Source organism: Blastococcus sp. SYSU DS1021, from assembly GCF_054050995.1.
Genome location: NZ_JBJHAL010000009.1, coordinates 153,608 through 169,004, shown reverse-complemented (window position 1 = coordinate 169,004; position 15,397 = coordinate 153,608). Strand labels below are relative to the sequence as shown.

At 75.6% G+C, this 15,397-nt stretch carries 11 protein-coding genes; 8 read left to right on the top strand and 3 right to left on the bottom strand.

Translation table 11 applies throughout. The annotated features are described in order from the left end of the window. Window positions 1-118 precede the first annotated feature (118 nt). Complete coding sequence (locus ACI8AP_RS09335) at window positions 119-1,024, top strand: TIGR01777 family oxidoreductase (RefSeq protein WP_456589064.1); 906 nt, start codon at window positions 119-121, stop codon at window positions 1,022-1,024. Window positions 1,025-1,038: 14 nt separating this feature from the next. Here ACI8AP_RS09335 and ACI8AP_RS09330 read toward each other — a convergent pair whose 3' ends face one another. Then, window positions 1,039-2,625, bottom strand: coding sequence for a serine/threonine-protein kinase (locus ACI8AP_RS09330; protein ID WP_456589063.1), 1,587 nt, complete (start codon window positions 2,623-2,625; stop codon window positions 1,039-1,041). A 99-nt stretch (window positions 2,626-2,724) separates the two neighbouring features. Between ACI8AP_RS09330 and ACI8AP_RS09325 the strand changes: the two genes are divergently transcribed. The 4 genes from ACI8AP_RS09325 to ACI8AP_RS09310 all read left to right on the top strand — a co-directional run bounded on the left by ACI8AP_RS09325 (window position 2,725) and on the right by ACI8AP_RS09310 (window position 6,093). Further along, on the top strand, window positions 2,725-3,972 hold the full coding sequence (locus tag ACI8AP_RS09325; protein ID WP_456589062.1) for an FAD-dependent oxidoreductase: 1,248 nt from the start codon (window positions 2,725-2,727) through the stop codon (window positions 3,970-3,972). Further along, window positions 3,972-4,703, top strand: a complete 732-nt coding sequence (locus tag ACI8AP_RS09320; protein WP_456589061.1) for a Type 1 glutamine amidotransferase-like domain-containing protein — start codon at window positions 3,972-3,974, stop codon at window positions 4,701-4,703. Before ACI8AP_RS09325 ends, ACI8AP_RS09320 begins: the two co-directional genes overlap by 1 nt. Before the next feature lie 67 nt (window positions 4,704-4,770). Then, on the top strand, window positions 4,771-5,427 hold the full coding sequence (gene lipB / locus ACI8AP_RS09315; protein ID WP_456589060.1) for a lipoyl(octanoyl) transferase LipB: 657 nt from the start codon (window positions 4,771-4,773) through the stop codon (window positions 5,425-5,427). A gap of 72 nt (window positions 5,428-5,499) precedes the next feature. After that, on the top strand, window positions 5,500-6,093 hold the full coding sequence (locus ACI8AP_RS09310) for a carboxymuconolactone decarboxylase family protein (protein WP_456589059.1): 594 nt from the start codon (window positions 5,500-5,502) through the stop codon (window positions 6,091-6,093). A gap of 40 nt (window positions 6,094-6,133) precedes the next feature. Here the strand turns inward: ACI8AP_RS09310 and leuS are convergent, their stop codons facing one another. After that, window positions 6,134-9,028, bottom strand: coding sequence for a leucine--tRNA ligase (leuS, locus tag ACI8AP_RS09305; RefSeq protein WP_456589058.1), 2,895 nt, complete (start codon window positions 9,026-9,028; stop codon window positions 6,134-6,136). A 274-nt stretch (window positions 9,029-9,302) separates the two neighbouring features. Between leuS and ACI8AP_RS09300 the strand changes: the two genes are divergently transcribed. Together ACI8AP_RS09300 and ACI8AP_RS09295 are read left to right on the top strand one after the other, a co-directional pair. Then, a complete protein-coding gene (locus ACI8AP_RS09300; protein WP_456589057.1) occupies window positions 9,303-11,627 on the top strand; it encodes a putative bifunctional diguanylate cyclase/phosphodiesterase in 2,325 nt (774 codons plus the stop codon). A gap of 60 nt (window positions 11,628-11,687) precedes the next feature. After that, window positions 11,688-13,229: a diguanylate cyclase domain-containing protein gene (locus tag ACI8AP_RS09295; protein WP_456589056.1), complete on the top strand. Its 1,542-nt coding sequence runs from the start codon at window positions 11,688-11,690 to the stop codon at window positions 13,227-13,229. A 40-nt stretch (window positions 13,230-13,269) separates the two neighbouring features. Here ACI8AP_RS09295 and ACI8AP_RS09290 read toward each other — a convergent pair whose 3' ends face one another. Beyond that, entirely contained in the window at window positions 13,270-14,199 is a 930-nt protein-coding gene (locus ACI8AP_RS09290; protein ID WP_456589055.1) for an LLM class F420-dependent oxidoreductase, read from the bottom strand. Between the two features lie 56 nt (window positions 14,200-14,255). Between ACI8AP_RS09290 and ACI8AP_RS09285 the strand changes: the two genes are divergently transcribed. Then, window positions 14,256-15,377 (top strand): hypothetical protein, encoded by a 1,122-nt coding sequence (locus tag ACI8AP_RS09285; RefSeq protein WP_456589054.1) that lies wholly within the window; start codon window positions 14,256-14,258, stop codon window positions 15,375-15,377. Window positions 15,378-15,397 lie beyond the last annotated feature (20 nt).

Genomic DNA, 15,397 nt, shown 5'->3' with positions numbered 1-15,397 from the left:
CCCCCCCCCCCCCCCCCCCCCCCCCCCCCCCCCCCCCCCCCCCCCCCCCCCCCCCCCCCCCCCCCCCCCCCCCCCCCCCCCCCCCCCCCCCCCCCGGCCTGCCTCCCCAGGAGCGTCCGTGAAGATCGCCGTGGCCGGTGCCTCCGGGATGATCGGCGGCGCGCTGCTGCCCGCGCTGCGCGCCGACGGCCACGAAGTGATCCAGCTGGTCCGCCGCACCCCGCGGACGGCCGAGGAACACCGCTGGGACCCGCAGCACCGGCGGATCGACCCGGCGCTGCTGCGGGACGTCGACGCCGTCGTCAACCTCGCCGGCGTGGGGGTGGGTGACCGGCGCTGGAACGAACGGCACAAGCAGGCGGTCCTCGGCAGCCGGGTGGACAGCACCGCGACCCTGAGCGAGGCCCTGCGGGACGCCGTCGCCGCCGACCCCGACCGGCCGCGCGTGCTGCTCAACGGATCCGCGGTCGGCTGGTACGGCGACACCGGTGACCGCGTCGTCGACGAGTCCGACCCGGCCGGCGACGACTTCCTCGCCCGCGTCTGCGTGGCGTGGGAGGGCGCGACGGCGCCGGCCGCCGACGCCGGGGTGCGCGTGACCACGCTGCGGACGGGCCTGGTGCTCGGGCACGGCGGCCTGCTCGCGCGGATGCTGCCGCTGTTCCGCGCCGGGCTCGGTGGGCGGCTGGGCTCGGGCCGGCAGTACGTGCCCTGGATCAGCCAGGAGGACGAGGTCGGCGCGATCCGGTACCTGCTCACCCACGCCGTGCCGGGGCCGGTCAACCTGTGCGGCCCCGAGCCGGTCACGAACGCCGAGTTCGCCGCGGCGCTGGGCCGGGTCGTCCACCGGCCGACCGCGCTGCCGGTGCCCGGCGCAGCCCTGCGGATCGTGCTGGGCGAGTTCGCCGACGTGGGCGTGCTGGCCGGCCAGCGGGCCGTCCCGAACCGGCTGACGGAGGCCGGTTTCCGGTTCGCCCACGGGGACGTCGACGCCGCGCTGCAGGCCGCGGTGTCCCGGGACTGACCCGGCCGGCGGGATCAGGCCAGGCGTTCAGCGCTCCCGATCCGCCAGCCCTCCGGGGCGCGGACGAGGACCATCCGCACCCGGGCCTCGGGTCGGCCGGGAACCGTGCGCAGCGCCGGGCCGTCGACTCGGTCGGCGGGCACCACGCGGTAGCCGGGCCAGCTGTCGGTCAGCAGCAGTTCCGCCCGGGAGTCCGAGGACTCGACGACAGTGACGTCGTCGACCACCGGCGCGAAACCGCTCAGCGCCTCACCGGCCGCGGCCAGCGCGCGCGCGTGCTCCTCGTCCGCGGCCAGCAGCGGGCTGCCGATCACGTGCACGGCCCGCAGCAGGGCCGGGCTGCCGCTGAGCCCCTCGGCGCGCCGGGCGTAGAGCTCGGTGACCAGCGCCCGCCAGTCATCGGAGGTCTCGGGGACCACGGGCCCGGGCAGCGGTCGCTCCTCCACGGCGGGAGACGGCGGGGCTGCCGCACGGGTGCCCGGGGCCGACGACCCGGCGGCGGCCGCGCGCGGCAGGTCGGCGTCACTCCCCCAGCGCGTACCGAGCCAGGCGGTGACGGCGAGCGCCGCCAGCACGAGCGCCGTGGCGAGCAGCCCACGGGTCACCGCGGCCACGCCGACGCCGGGAGGCCGGAACCGCCGTCGCCGCGTCGACGGCTCGACGGCGACCGGCCCGGGACGGGGACGGCGCCCCGGCACCACGTGGGTGACCGCGGAGCGCACGTCGGGGCGGCCGTGGCCGCCCCCCGCCACGGCGCCCAGCGCCACGGGCTCCGCCCGGCAGGCGTGCCGCAGGTCGCGCGCGAACTCCGCCGCGGTGCCGCGGTCGTGCGGATCGGCGGCGAGACCCCGGGCGATGACCTCGACGAGTCGGGGCGGCGCCTCCGGAGCCAGCTCGGTCAGGTTGGGCAGCTGCGCGGTCGCGGCCACGACGAGGGCGCCGGCGGGGGTCGCGGCGTTCCACGGGGCGATGCCGGTGAGCGCGTGGAAGGCCGCCGCCGCGGCGCCGAAGACGTCGGAGGCGGGACCCGGCGCACCGCCACGGGCCACCGCCGGGTCGACGTAGGCCGGGGTGACCTCGGCCGTCGCCGTCTCCCCCAGCACCCGGGCCACCCCGAGGTCGGTGAGCACCGGCCGCCCGTCACCGGTGAAGACGATGTTCCCCGGCGCCAGGTCGCCGTGCACCACTCCGTGGTCGTGGGCGTGCGCCAGAGCCGCGGCCACCGGCGCGATCGCCGTCACCACCTCACCGGGCCGGAGCCGGCCGCGCCGGGCGAGCAGCGCGGCGAGGCTGCCCCCACCGAGCAGCTCGAGCACCAGCGCGACCCGCGACCCGCCGCCGCGCCGGGGCTGGTGCACCACCTCGATCAACCGGACCAGGTGCGGGTGGTCCAGCCGGCCCAGCAGCACGGCCTCGCGCGCCTGGCGCGCAGGGTCCCCGGCCACCAGGACCTTCACCGCCACCGGCTCCCCGCCCTCCCGGGGCACCGCCTGCCACACCTCCCCCGACGCGCCGCGGCCGAGCAGGGTCTGCAGCACGTAGCCAGGCACCGCGGGTGGCTGCGCAGCCCCCGGTGCCGCGGGCGGAACGGCGGTGGTCACGAGGGAGGACCGTAGGCGCAGTCGGGTCGCCGGCGCCGCGGTCGTCCACAGCCCACGGGCGCGCCCGCACGGCTCCCCGGCGACGGATACCGTCGGGCGGTGTCCACGTCGCTGCGGGCGGAGGTCCTCGTCGTCGGGGCCGGCCTGGCCGGGTTGTCCGCCGCCACCCGGCTGGCCGCCGCCGGCCTGGACGTGCACGTGCTGGAGTCCGGGGGGCACGCCGGCGGGCGGCTGGCGACCGAGCACATCGACGGCTTCGTCGTCGACCGTGGCTTCCAGGTGCTCAACACCGGCTATCCGAGGGCGGCCGACCTCGACCTCGACGCGCTGGACCTCGGCTGGTTCGAGCGGGGCGCGGTGATCCGCGTGGCCGGACGGGCGCACCAGGTGGTCGACCCGCGCCGCCGGCCGGCCTCGGTCGTCGGCACCGCAGCGGCGCCGCTGGGCTCCCCACGGGAGAAGGCGGCGCTGGTGACCTACTCGCTCCGCGCCGGGTACTCCCCCGTCGGCCGCCTGCTGCGGGCGCCGGAGGACTCGGCGGAGCAGGCTCTCCGCGCGGCCGGCGTCGGGGACGCCGCCCTGGAGCGGTTCCTGCGCCCCTTCCTGGCCGGGGTGCTCCTGGAGGACGAGCTCGTCACCTCCAGCCGGTACCTGCACCTGCTGTGGCGCAGCTTCGTCCGAGGCTCGATCGGGCTGCCGGCGGCCGGGATGCAGGCGGTCGGCGAGCAGCTGGCGGGGCGCCTGGGTGCCGGGCGGCTGCACCTGCACACGCCGGTGCGCTCGGTGTCGCCAGGCTCCGCGTCCACCGGCGCGGGCAGCTGGGCGGCCGACGCCGTCGTCGTCGCGACCGATCCGGCCACGGCGTCGCGGCTGCTCCCCACCGTCGAGGCCGACGCGCCTCGGGAGGTCACCACCCACCTGCACGTGCTCCCCGACTCCCCCTGGCCCGCCCCGCTGATCGTGCTCGGGCAGCCCCGGGGCCGGCTGGTGAACAGCGCCGTGCTCTCCGACGCCCAGCCGCGCTACAGCCCCGACGACCGGGCGCTCGTCGCCAGCTCCACCCTCGCGCGGAGCCGGGAGGACGAGGTGCGCGGCGAGATCGCGGCGGCGCACGGGGTCGCGCCGTCGGACCTGGAGCACCTGACGTCGGTCACCGTGCCGGGGGCGCAACCGGCGGCGCTCCCGCCGCTGCGGCTGCGCCGGCCGGTCGACCTCGGCGAGGGCCTGTACGTCTGCGGTGACCACCGGGACACCCCGTCCATCCAGGGCGCGATGGCCAGCGGTGCCCGCGCCGCCCGCGCCGTGCTGCGCCGCCTGCGCCCGGCCCCGTCCGGAGGAGCTCCCTGATGCCCGCGTCGGTACCGACGATCGTGGCGACCAGCATGGGCTTCACCCCGCGCGGCCGCGGCCCCACCGACTGGCGGCCCGGACCGGTCTTCGACCTCGCCGCCGAGCTCGCCGGGCGCCCCGAGCGCCCGCGCCTGTGCTACCTCGGCACCGCCACCGGCGACGACCCGGCACGGGTCGCCGGCGTCTACGGCGCGTTCGCCGGCAGCTCCGTGCAGGTCAGCCACCTGAGCCTGTTCCCGATGCCCACGGTCGCCGACCTGCGCGCGCACCTGCTCGCGCAGGACGTGGTGTGGGTGGGTGGCGGGAGCGTGGCGAACCTGCTCGCCGTGTGGCGGGTGCACGGGCTGGACGAGGTTTTCCGCGAGGCGTGGCGGGCCGGCGTCGTGCTGGCCGGGGTGTCGGCCGGGTCGCTGTGCTGGCACGTGGGCGGGACCACCGACTCCTACGGTCCCGACCTCCGGCCGGTCACGAACGGACTCGGGCTGATCCCCACCAGCAACGGCGTCCACTACGACTCCGAGGAACAGCGCCGCCCGCTCTACCACCGCCTGGTCGCCGACGGCACGCTGCCAGCGGGCCATGCCACCGACGACGGCGCGGGGCTGGTGTACCGCGGGACCGAGCTCGTCGAGGTCGTGAGCGACCGCCCCGGCGCCGCCGCCTACCGGGTGGAACGCGGCCCGGACGGCACGGCGGTGGAGACCCGGCTCGAACCGCGCCGCCTCTAGAAGGACCCCGTCCTCCTCCCCCTCGCATGCTCGGGACGAGCCTCGGGACGGGGCCTAGGCTGGTGGCGTGACCGAACTGCGGGTGGTGCGCGCCGGGACCGTGCCCTACGAGGAGGCCTGGGAGACGCAACGCGAACTGCACGCCCGGCGGGTCGCCGGCGACATCCCGGACACGATGCTGCTGCTGGAGCACCCGTCCGTCTACACGGCCGGCCGGCGCACCGAGGCGCACGAACGACCGTTCGACGGGACCCCCGTCGTCGACGTGGACCGCGGCGGCAAGATCACCTGGCACGGACCGGGCCAACTGGTCGGCTACCCGATCGTCGCGCTGCCCGATCCGGTCGACGTCGTCGCCTACGTGCGGCGGCTGGAGGGCGCGCTCATCGACGTGTGCGCCGGGTTCGGGGTGGACGCCGGGCGGGTCGAGGGGCGCAGCGGGGTGTGGCTGCCCGCCGACCCCGCGACCCACCGGCCCGAGCGCAAGGTCGCGGCGATCGGCATCCGGGTCGCCCGCGGCGTGACGATGCACGGCTTCGCGCTCAACTGCGACCCCGACCTGTCGTTCTTCGCCAACATGATCCCGTGCGGCATCCCCGACGCCGGCGTCACGTCGCTCTCGGCCGAGCTGGGGCGCGACGTGACGGTGGCCGACGCGCTGCCGCCGGTCGAGAGCGCGATGCGCGCCGCCCTCTCCGCCACCGGGGCCGCGGCGGCGCGCTAGCCACTCCGGCACGGTCGGCGCCCAGCGGTATCTCAGCGCTAAGGTAAGGCTCCGTCCCGAGGAGGAGCCGCCATGCCCAGGATCGAGCCGCTGGCGCGCGAGTCGCTGCCGCAGTACGAGGAGACCTTCCGCGCCGTGGAGGCCGCGCTGGGTGTCCTTCCCAACAGCACGCTGACCATGGCCCGCCGCCCCGAGATCATGGAGGCCTTCGCCCACCTCAACGCGGTGGTCATGGCCGAGGGCACGGTCGGCGGCGTGCTCAAGCAGCTGGTCGCGACCGTCGTCTCCGGCGCCGCCGGCTGCGCGTACTGCCAGGCCCACACCGCCCACGTGGCCGAGAAGCGGGGCGCCGACGCCGCCAAGCTCGCCGCCGTCTGGGAGTTCGAGTCCAGCCCCCTCTTCACCGACGGCGAGCGGGCCGCCCTGCGCGTGGCCCGGGGTGCCGGAGTGACGCCGAACGCCGTGACCGACGAGGAGGTGGCCGACCTGCGCCGGCACTTCGACGACGACCAGGTCGTCGAGATCGTCGCCGTCATCGCGAACTTCGGCTTCCTCAACCGGTGGAACGACACCATGGCCACCGAGCTGGAGCGATCGCCGCTGGCCTGGGCCGCCGACCACCTGCGGGACGCGGGCTGGGAAGCGGGCAAGCACGCCGGCTCCTGAGGAGCCGGCGCACCCTTCCCCGCGGTGACGGGCCCGGACCTCAGCCCAGGACGAAGTTGACCAGCCGGCCGGGGACGGCGACGATGCGGCGGATCGTCGCGCCGTCCAGGTAGCCGGCGATCTTCTCGTCGGACCGCGCCGCCGCCTCCAGAGCCGCGGCGTCGGCATCGGCCGGCACCGTCACCTGCGACCGCACCTTGCCGTTCACCTGCACGGCGACCTGCACGGTGTCCTCGACCAACCAGCGCTCGTCGGCCACCGGGAACGGCGCCCACGCCGACGAGCCCTCGTGGCCCAGCCGCGACCACAGCTCCTCGGCCAGGTGCGGCGCCAGCGGGGCGACCATCAGCACCAGCGGCTCGGCCACCGAACGCGGCACCGGCCGGTCGGCGCCGTAGGCCTGGGTGAGGTGGTTGGTCAGCTCGGTGACGCGGGCGATCGCGATGTTGAACCGCAGGGTGGCGTAGCCGTCGCGGACGCCGTCGATCGCCTTGTGCAGCGCGCGCAGCGTCTCCTCGGCCGGCTCGACGTCGTCGGCCCGCACCCGGCCGGTCTCCTCGTCCACCACGACCCGCCAGATGCGCTGCAGCAGGCGCTGCGAACCGACGACGGCCTTGGTCTCCCACGGCCGTGACTGCTCCAGCGGGCCGGTCGACATCTCGTAGACGCGGAAGGTGTCCGCACCGTAGGCGCCGATCATCTCGTCCGGCGTCACCATGTTCTTCAGGCTCTTGCCGATCTTCCCGTACTCGCGGTTGACCGGCTTGCCCTCGTAGAAGAAGCGGCCGTCCTTCTCCTCCACGTCGGCGGCCGGCACGTAGAACCCGCGCTCGTCGGTGTAGGCGTAGGCCGAGATGTAGCCCTGGTTGACCAGCCGGCGGAACGGCTCCTCGCTGGAGACGTGGCCCAGGTCGAACAGCACCTTGTGCCAGAAGCGGGCGTACAGCAGGTGCAGCACCGCGTGCTCCACGCCGCCGACGTACAGGTCGACACCGCCGGTGTCACCGGGCTCCCGCGGGCCCATCCAGTACCGCTCCAGCTCCGGGTCGACCATCCGGCTGTCGTCGCCCGGGTCGAGGTAGCGCAGGTAGTACCAGCACGACCCGGCCCAGTTGGGCATCGTGTTGGTCTCACGGCGGTACTTCTTCGGGCCGTCGCCGAGGTCGAGCTCGACGGTGGTCCAGTCGCCGGCGCGCGACAGCGGCGGTTCCGGCGCGGAGTCGGCGTCGTCGTCGGCGAAGGTTTTGGGCGAGTAGTCGTCGACCTCGGGCAGCAGCACGGGCAGCATCGACTCGGGGACGGCGACCGGCCGGTCGTGCTCGTCGTAGACGATCGGGAACGGCTCCCCCCAGTAGCGCTGCCGGCTGAACAGCCAGTCGCGCAGCTTGTAGGTGGTGGTGGCCTCGCCGTACCCGTGCTGCACGAGCCAGTCGGTGACCCGGGCGATGGCGTCGGCCTTGTCCAGGCCGTCCAGCGAGATCTCGTCGTTGGCCGAGTTGATCATCCGTCCGGGGCCCGTGTACGCGCCGCTGTCGTCGTCGAAGCCTTCCGGCCGCTCGACGGTCGGCACGATCTCCAGGCCGAACTTCCGTGCGAACTCCCAGTCCCGCTGGTCCTCGCCCGGCACCGCCATGATCGCGCCGGTGCCGTAGCCGGTCAGCACGTAGTCGGCGATGAACACCGGCAGCTCGCGTCCGTTCACCGGGTTGACGGCGGTGGCGCCCAGCCAGACACCCGTCTTCTCCCGGCCGGCGTCCTGGCGGTCCAGCTCCGAGCGCCGCGAGGCCTGCCGCTGGTAGTCGCGCACCGCCTCGGCCGGGGTGGCCGCACCGCCGGTCCACCGCGGGTCGGTGCCCGCGGGCCAGGCGTCCGCGGTCAGCTGCTCGACCAGCGGGTGCTCGGGCGCCAGCACCATGTAGGTGGCGCCGAACAGGGTGTCCGGCCGGGTGGTGAAGACCTCGATGGTCTGCGACCCGGCGGCGAACCGGATCCGGGCGCCGGTGGAGCGGCCGATCCAGTTGCGCTGCATCAGCTTCAGCGAGTCCGACCAGTCCAGCCGGTCCAGGTCGGCCAGCAACCGGTCGGCGTAGGCGGTGATCCGCATCATCCACTGCTTCAGCGGCCGCCGGAAGACCGGGAAGTTGCCGCGCTCGGAACGCCCGTCGGGCGTGACCTCCTCGTTCGACAGCACGGTGCCCAGGCCCGGGCACCAGTTGACCGGCGCCTCGTGCAGGTAGGCGAGCCGGTGCGCGTCGACGACGGCGCCCTTCTCCACCTCGTCCAGCTCGGCCCAGGGGCGGCCGTACGGATTCGTCCCCTCGGCCGGCTCACGGGTGCCGGCGTCCAGCTCGGCCACCAGCTCCTCGATCCGCCGCGCCTTCCCGGCGGCCTCGTCGAACCAGGAACCGAAGATCTGCAGGAAGATCCACTGGGTCCACTTGTAGTAGCCCGGGTCGATCGTGGCGAAGGTGCGCCGCTGGTCGTGGTCGACCCCCAGCCGGCGCAGCTGCGCCTTGATCGCGGCGATGTTCGCCTCGGTGGTGATGCGCGGGTGCTGCCCGGTCTGCACGGCGTACTGCTCGGCGGGCAGCCCGAAGGCGTCGTAGCCCATCGGGTGCAGCACGTTGTCGCCGTCCATGCGGCGGAACCGGCTGGTGACGTCGGTGCCCAGGTAGCCCAGCGGGTGACCGACGTGCAGGCCCGCGCCCGAGGGGTACGGGAACATGTCCATCGCGAAGAACTTCGGCCGGTCGGCGACGCGCTCGAAGCCACCGCTCAGCCGGCCGACCGGGTTGGGCGTGTGGAAGGTGCCCTCGGCCTCCCAGCGGTCCTGCCAGGCCAGCTCGATCCGCTGGGCCAGCGCCGGGGTGTACCGGTGCCGAGGTATGTCCCCGCCGCCCGTGGCCTCGGTGCTGTGGCTGTCGGTCTGGCTCATCGTCTCGTGCTCCCGGATCGTGGTGCGGGCGGTGCGGTACCGGTGGTGGGCAACAAAAAACCCCTCACGCAGGAGGGGTCGCCGTGCTGTCCGAGGGGTCTGCGGTCAGCACGGCCGGCGAAGCAGGAGCCGCCCGGTCACGCGCCCGATGCTATCGCGGCGCGCCGGGGCCGCGGCCCGGACGCCTCCGCGAGCCACGCGGCGGCCTCCCCCCTTGGAGGGGAAGCGCGCGATCCGGCTGCGGCGCGGGCGGTGCGGTACCGATGACGTCCCCGTGGCCGGACCAGACACGCAGCTCCGTGGTGGGCGCGCACCCGCGACCGGCGGGCTGCTGCTCGCCTGCGCCGGGGTGGTGGCGGCCTACGCCACCGGGGCGTTCGGGCGCCCGCCCGGCACCGCGGTCACCGTCGTCTACGACCTCGTCCTCTACACCGCCGTGTACCTGCTCGGGGCGGCGGTCTGCCGGCGGACCGCGCGAGGTGGCGGGCCGGACCGGCTGATCTGGAACGCCCTCACCGTGGCGTTCGCCGCCACCGCGACGAGCACGCTCCTCTACTCGCTCGTGTTCGTCCCCCTGCTCGGTGACGTGCCGACGTGGTTGCTGCTGACCCTCTGGGCACCGGCCTACCCGGCGATGGGCGTGGCCCTGGTGGGAGTGGTCCGGTCCCGGGTCACCGCGACGCACCCCAGCATGTGGTTCGACGCGCTGACCGGGGCGTGCGGTGCGGTCATCTTCGCCGTCACCCTGCTGCCGTCGATCGCGGCCGGCCCGGCCGACGGCCCGTTCGCCGTCGTGCAGCTGTACCCGGTCACCGACACCCTGCTGCTGGCCGCCGTGTCGGCCGTCTGCGCAGTGATGGGGTTCCGGCGCGACTGGCCGTTGGTGCTGCTCGTCGCCGGCCTGCTGTGCACCCTCACCGCGGACGCCCTCTACCTGAAGCAGGCGGTGCGCGGGGAGATCGCCCCGCACAGCACCCTGACCCTGATCTGGCTGTCCGGTGCGGCCTTCGCCGCCGCGGCCGCGCACGTCGCGGGACGCACCGACCGGATCGAGCCCGCGGACGCCGATCCGGTCGCACGCCTGAGCTGGCGGGTGGCCTTCGTCCCCCTCGGTTCGAGCGTGATGAGCGTGGTGGTGCTCGTCTCCACCTGGGGATCGGGCGCCCTCGGTGTCGCCGGCTGGGCCGCCGTCACCTGCCTGCTGGCGATCCTCGCGCGCACGGCCATGTCGGTCCAGGAGCTGCGTGGGCTGCACGAGATCCGCGAGCAGGCGCGCACCGACGAACTCACCGGCCTGCCCAACCGGCGTGAGCTGCTCGAGCGGGCGCGGACCGCCCTCCGGTCGGGCACCGGCCGGCCGGTGGCCCTGCTGCTGCTCGACCTGGACGGGTTCAAGGAGGTCAACGACAGCCTGGGGCACGCCGCGGGCGACGACCTGCTCCGCATGGTCGGCCCCCGCCTGTGCCCGGAGCTGGGGCCGGGCGACCTGCTGGCGCGGCTGGGCGGGGACGAGTTCGCCGTCCTGCTGCCGGGCTGCGGTCTGGACGACGCCGTCGCCCGCGCCGACCGGCTGCGCGCCCGGGTGCTCGAGCCGTTCGTCGTCGACGGGGTCCGGTTGCACGTCGGGGTCAGCATCGGCATCGCCACCGGCCCGGTGCCGGCCGCCACGGTGACCGAGCTGCTGCGCTGCGCCGACGTGGCGATGTACGCGGCCAAGAACGCCCGCGAGGGGGTGCGCTCCTACGTCCCGGACCCGGCGAGCGGCTCCGGCGACCGGCTCCGGACCATGGAGGACCTCCGCACCGCCCTGGACGAGGGGCAGCTCGTGGTCCACCTGCAGCCCCAGGTCTCCCTGGCCAGCGGGGACGTCGTCGGCGTCGAGGCGCTCGTGCGGTGGGAGCACCCGGTGCGCGGTCTGCTCTCCCCGGCCGTGGTGCTGCCCGCCGCCGAGCAGGCCGGCCTGATGCGGCCGCTGACCGACACGGTCCTCGGCCTCGCGCTGGCTGCCGCGACCCGCTGGTGGCCGGAGCGGGCGGTGCCCGTGTCGGTGAACCTGTCGGCGGCCAACGTGACCGATCCGGACCTGCCGGCCACCGTGTCCGGCCTGCTCCGGGCGCACGGCCTGCCGGCCCGGGCGCTCACCCTCGAGCTCGTCGAGGACACCCTCATGGCCGATCCCGACCGGGGCCGCACGGTGCTGGGCGAACTGCGCCGGCTGGGCATCCGGACCTCGATCGACGACTACGGCACCGGGTACAGCTCGCTGGCCTACCTGCGGCACCTCCCGGCCGACGAGCTCAAGCTCGACCGGAGCCTCACCCACGACGTGGGTCGAGACGACCGGGCGACGGCCATCGTGCGGCACACCGTGGCGCTGGCCCACGACCTCGGGCTCAGCCTCGTCGCCGAGGGCGTGGAGGACGACGAGACGGCCGCCGTGCTCGCCGGCCTGGGCTGCGACGTCGCCCAAGGCTGGGCCGTCGCGCGGCCGATGCCGGTCGCGGACTTCCTCACCTGGCTGGCCGACCGCGTCCGGACCGCGCCGCCCCGCCGGGCGGTACCCGCCCCCCGCGCGGCCGGGGAACGGGCTCGCACCTGAATGCGCGCGTCGGGCCGCGGTTCGCCACCCCCTGAGCCGTCGGTGTGCCAAGGTGCGCGCGTGCCCCGAGGTCGCGCCCAGACGGTGAGAAGTGGCTGGTCGGACGCGGGGTGGCGGCTGGTGGTGGCGGCGACCTTCGTCTGCACGGCTGTGTTCGCCCTGGGGCTGTGGCAGGCTCCGGGGACGCCGGCAGCCGACCTCGTCGACTCGGGAGCGCTCGGCATCGGCGCCCCGCTGCTCGCGGTCGCGGTGTGCCTGCGGGCGGCCCAGCGGGTGCCCGCGGAACGGTTCGTCTGGTGGGCCGCGGCCGCCGCCTGGCTGTTCAACCTGGCCGGCGACCTCACTCACCGGCTGCTGCTGGCCGGGAACCCGGATCCGCCGTTCCCCTCGGCCGCCGACGCGTTCTGGCTCGGCGCCTACCCGGCGCTGTTCGCGACCCCGGTGCTGATGGTGTACGCCCGGCTCACCCGCCCCCGTCCCGGCACCTGGCTCGATGGCCTGGTCGGTGCCCTGGGCGCCACCGCGGTCGCCGTCACGGTCCTCGACCCGGCCGTCGGGGCCCCGGGCATGTCCGGGTTCGGCGTGGCCGTGAACCTGGCCTACCCGGTCGCCGACGTGCTGCTGCTGGCGCTCGTGGGCGCGGTGCTGGCGATGATCGGGCACCGGGCCGACCTCGTTCTCACCATCGTCTGCGTGATCGTGGCCGTGAAGTTCGCCGGTGACCTGCTGCTGGCCAGGGAGCAGGCGTCCGGCGGGTACGTCCCGGGCGGCCCGCTGGACCTGCTCTGGATGGTCAACGCCAGCCTGACCGCTGCCGGGGCCTCGCTGACCCGGCCCCGCCGACGCGCCCCCGACGTACCGGAACACCGCGTCCGCTGGCGGTCGCTGGCCATCCCCCTGGCGTGCGCGGTGGGCTCGCTCGGGGTGCTCGGTGCCCAGTGGGGCGACGGCCGCACCGGCCCCGGCGAGATCTGCGCCGTGGCCTGCGTGGCGGCCTTCCTCCTGCGCAGCACGGTGACCTTCGCGGAGAGCCGGGCCCTGCACGAGGCCCGGCGCCAGGCGGGCACCGACGACCTGACCGGTCTGCCCAACCGCCGGTCCCTGATGCGCCGCCTGGCGGACGACCTCGGCGCCGCCAGGCCCACCGGGTTGCTGCTGCTGGACCTCGACGGGTTCAAGGCGGTCAACGACGGCCTCGGGCACGAGGCAGGGGACGAGCTGCTGCGTCGGCTGGGCGAGCGGCTGCGCGCGGCGCTGCGCCCCGGCGACCTGGTGGCCCGTCTCGGGGGGGACGAGTTCGTGGTGGTGCTGGATGCCACGGATCCCGGCACCGCCCCCGACTGCGCCGAGCGGCTGGCCGAGGTCGTGCGCCTGCCCGTGACCGTCGCCGGCGTGCCGGTGCGGGTGGGCGTCAGCATCGGCCTCGCCCTGGCCCCCCGCGACGCCGGCGACCCCGCTGCGCTGCTGCGCCACGCCGACGTGGCGATGTACGCCGCCAAGCGCGCCGGCGGCGGAGTGCGGCAGTACGTCCCGGAGGCACGGGAGCACGTGCCGGCGCCTCGGCCACCGGTCGCCGAGGCCGACGTCGCACCGTCCGGCTGAGCGGCGAGCTCCCGGGCGAGAGGCGTGTTCGCCGGGCCGCTCAGCGCAACTGCGGTGCCACCTCGGCCGCCACCAGGTCCAGGTGGTCGAGATCGGCGAGGTCGAGCACCTGCAGGTACACCCGCTGCGCGCCGGCCTCGGCGTACCGGCCCAGCACGTCGACGGCCTCGGCCGGCGTGCCGGCGACGCCGTGCTCGCGCAACTCGTCCACGTCACGGCCGATGGCCGCCGCCCGGCGAGCGAGCTCCGCCTCGTCCCGGCCGACGCAGAGCACCAGCGCCGAGCTGTACACCAGGGACGACGGGTCGCGGCCCACCTCGTCGCAGGCCTCGCGGACGCCGGCGAACAACCGGGCGTTGTCCGCGGCGGACATGAACGGCACGTTGAACTCGCTCGCGTACCGGGCCGCCAGCCGCGGGGTGCGCTGCTTGCCGCGGCCACCGACGAGCACCGGGATGCCGCCGTCCTGCACCGGCTTGGGCAGGGCCGGGGAGCCCGAGAGCTGGTAGTACCGCCCGGCGAAGTCGAACGTCTCCCCCACCGGCGCGCGCCAGAGCCCGGTGACGACCGCGAGCTGCTCCTCGTACCGGTCGAAGCGCTCCCCCAGCGGCGGGAACGGGATGCCGTACGCGGTGTGCTCGGCCTCGAACCACCCCGAGCCGATGCCCAGCTCGACCCGGCCCCCGCTCATCTGGTCGACCTGCGCGACGGAGATCGCCAGCGGGCCGGGCAGGCGGAACGTGCCGGCGGTCATGAGCGTGCCGAGGCGGATCCGGCTGGTCTCGCGGGCCAGCCCGGCGAGGGTGATCCAGGCGTCGGTGGGGCCGGGCAGGCCGTCCCCACCCATGGTCAGGTAGTGGTCGGACCGGAAGAAGGCGTCGAAGCCGGTGTCCTCCGTGCGCCGGGCGACGGCCAGCAGGTCGTCGTAGGTGGCGCCCATCTGCGGTTCGGTGAAGATGCGCAACTGCACCGCCGGACCGTAACCAGATCGCCGCCACGTCACTCACCCACCTCCGTCCTCGGGGTGTGGGCACCGGCCGGACCGGGCAGGATGACCGCCAGACGATCAACTCGGAGGTGCAGCTCGTGTTCCGCAAGAAGACGCGCGGCGAAATCATCAGCGCGGAAGTGCAGGAGGGCCTGTCCCACCTGGGAACGGCGGTGACCGAGGCAGGTCGCGCCGCCGCAGATCAACTGACCCCGCACGTGGAGGCGGCCCAGCGGGCCGTGGCGCCCAAGATGGCTGCCGCGGTGGCGGCGGCCGCGCCGGCCGTCGCGTCGGCGCGCGACACCCTCGGCCCCCGGGTGGAGGCCGCCCGTGACGCCCTGACCCCGCGGGTGGAGGCGGCCCGGGAGGCCGCCGCACCACGGCTCACCGCCGCACAGCTGGCCGCCGCGCGGGCCGCGGCCGACTTCGGCCCCCGGGTGGAGGCGGCGCGCGGGGCGGCCCAGCGGGCGCTCACCGAGGACGTCGCCCCGCGGCTGACCGCGGCCCAGGCCGCGGCGCTGGCGTACACCACGCCACGGGTCACCGCCGCCCGCGACGTGGTGACGCCGGCCCTGGAGAGCGCCCGCGGCACGCTCCTCGCCGGGGTGGACAGCGCCCGCAGCGAGCTCGACGCCCGGCGCGCCGAGGTGGCCGCAGCGGCCGCCGAGTCCACCCGCAAGGCCCGGAAGACGGCGAAGAAGGCCCGCAAGAAGGCCGGCAAGAAGCGCCGCGAGTTCGAGAAGGCCGCCCAGGCCACCGCGACGACCGTCAAGCGGCGGGGCGGGGTGCAGCCGGAGCCGAAGCGCTGGCCCTGGGTGTTCGCGGTGCTCGCCCTGGGTACGGCCGCGTTCGTCCTGCTGCGGCGCAAGAAGGCCGACGCGTGGACGCCCGCACCTGCCGGTGACGGCCCGGTGCCCAGCTACCGAGAGGACCCCGTGCCCAGTTCCGACAGCAACTCCGGCAAGACCGTCTCCACCGCGTCGCAGACCAGCGACTCGGCGCCGGCGGAGTCCGACATGGGCGTCCGCGACGCGCAGCTGGTGGAGGGCGACGGCCCCGACGCCGCGACGGAGAACGGCAGCGACGCGCCCAAGCCCTTCACCTCGGGCGGCGGCTCGGACGCCGGCCCGACCGCCGGCCCGGACGACAAGCAGGTCTGAGCTACTCGACGACGGATCAC